General features: G+C 63.3%; 2 protein-coding genes and 1 pseudogene. All 3 read right to left on the bottom strand.

Annotated elements, in window-relative coordinates:
- On the bottom strand, positions 1-782 hold a 782-nt coding region (locus DBR18_RS29725), incomplete at its 3' end, for an MFS transporter (RefSeq protein WP_256588849.1).
- Positions 783-961: 179 nt separating this feature from the next.
- Complete coding sequence (locus DBR18_RS22495) at positions 962-1,762, bottom strand: sulfite exporter TauE/SafE family protein (protein WP_108591969.1); 801 nt, start codon at positions 1,760-1,762, stop codon at positions 962-964.
- 9 nt (positions 1,763-1,771) lie between these two features.
- Positions 1,772-1,892, bottom strand: a pseudogene (locus DBR18_RS22490) (pyridine nucleotide-disulfide oxidoreductase); the annotation flags it as partial.

Genomic DNA, 1,892 nt, shown 5'->3' with positions numbered 1-1,892 from the left:
GAGGCGGCCAGCGCGTAGCCGATCCAGTTCGCCTCCAGCCACCAGTCGATGCGCCCCAGCGACAACACCGCACACAGCAGTGCCACGCCGCTGGCGAGAATCGCGAAGGTGAGAAAATCCAGCGGTTCAAAGGTTTTGAAGCGGTCACCGGGCGGCAACTTGAGCATCAAAACGCAGCCCAGCGACAGCAAGGCCATGCCCAATTCGAACAGGTACAAACCGCGCCATTCGGCAATTTGCAGCAAGTCTTCGGAAAACAGTCGCGCCAGCGGCAAAGCCAGTTGCGAGGCGCCGAGACCCAGCACCAGCGCCTTCAACCGCCACTTGGCCGGAAATGCCTGGATCATGTAATACAGGCCCAACGAACTCAGCGCCGCGCCAACCATGCCGTGCGCCGCCCGCACCGCAATGGCCGAGCTCAGGTCGTTGACGAACAGATGACCGAAGGTCACCAGCGCATACAGCACCAGAAACACTTCGGTGAACGCACGCAGGCCGAATTGTTGACGAAACTTCACCAGCAGCAGGTTCATCGACACGTTGGTCATCACGTACGCGGCCGGCAGCCAGGCCATCTCCGCCGTGGTCGCGCCCAGCGCGCCTTGCAGGTAAGGCAGGTTGGCGACCACCAGCGAGTTGCCCAGCCCACCGGTCACCGCCACCAGCAGCCCGACCAGCGCATAGGCCAGGCGCTTGCGGTTGGAGTGCAGCGGCGTCGAGGGGGAACCGGGCAGACTGGGCTTCTCGTGCGGCTGCCAGTTGCGCGGGGCGTATCGATCCATTGAGAGGCCTTGTCTGGGGATGTCTGAGTTTGCCGCAATCAACGACAAAACACACATCCCCTGTAGGAGTGAGCCTGCTCGCGATAGCGCAGTGTCAGTCAGCATCAATGTTGAATACTAAACCGCTATCGCGAGCAGGCTCACTCCTACAGGGTCAAATGCTGGGCCGGTTTTTTGTCTCAGGCGCGCAGCATCATGTAAGCCGCGACCACCAGGCACACACTGGCAAACCCTACCTGCAACGCCCGCGCCGGCACCCGCGCGCATAATTTGCGGCCGATGATCATGCCGACGATGCTGGCGACGATAAACGCCGTGCCAAGGCTGTCGATGCGCACCCCGGCATGAAACGCGCCGATCACGCCAATCGCCGAAATCAGGCTGATGACCATCAGCGAGGTCGCAACGATGCCGCGCATCTGCACATCGGTCAGTTGCTTGAACGCCGGCACGATCAGGAAGCCACCGCCGACGCCGAGCAAGCCCGAAACCACACCGGTCACCGCGCCCAGCGCCGCCAGGGTCGCGGTGCATTTGGCGGTCCAGTCGAAACGACCGGTCTGCTCGTTGAGCATGCAGTTCTTCTGCCCCCAGCTCGCGTGGCCGTGGTCGCTCGGCCCCGTTTGCGCACGCTCACGGCGCAGCATGCGCCAGGCCACCATGACCATCAGCAGGCTAAAAAGGATCATCAGGATCTTTTCCGGCAACTGGTGCGCGAAGTAGATGCCCAGCGGCGAAAACACCGCACCGAGCGCGGCGATCAACAGCGCCGCGCGATAGCGCACCAGACCATGACGCAGCCCATCGATCGCCCCCACCGCCGCCGCACTGCCGACGGCAAACAACGCCACCGGTGCGGCCTGGGTCATGCTCCAGCCAAGGCCCAGCACCAGCGCCGGCACGGCAAGAATCCCGCCGCCCGCGCCGGTCAGCCCGAGAATCAGCCCCATCACCACGCCAAACAGACTTGCCAGCAACATAGGGAGTTCTCAGTCGACTTTGGACAAACCGGTCAGCCACTCGCGGCCCTTGAGCATGCCGTTCCAGTAGAACCACGGCAGCAACGTCGCCTTGAGAAACCACGCCGAGCGGCGCGGCACGGTCGCATCG

Origin of the sequence: Pseudomonas sp. HMWF021 (assembly GCF_003061005.1) — a bacterium.
In the GTDB taxonomy this organism is placed as follows: Bacteria; Pseudomonadota; Gammaproteobacteria; order Pseudomonadales; family Pseudomonadaceae; genus Aquipseudomonas.
Note: the sequence above shows the minus strand (reverse complement) of the source record. Positions and strands in the feature narration are given on the sequence as shown.

Excerpts from the sequence above, each read along its gene's own strand:
- DBR18_RS22495 (WP_108591969.1), bottom strand. The coding sequence starts at position 1,762 with ATGTTGCTGGCAAGTCTGTTTGGCGTGGTGATGGGGCTGATTCTCGGG.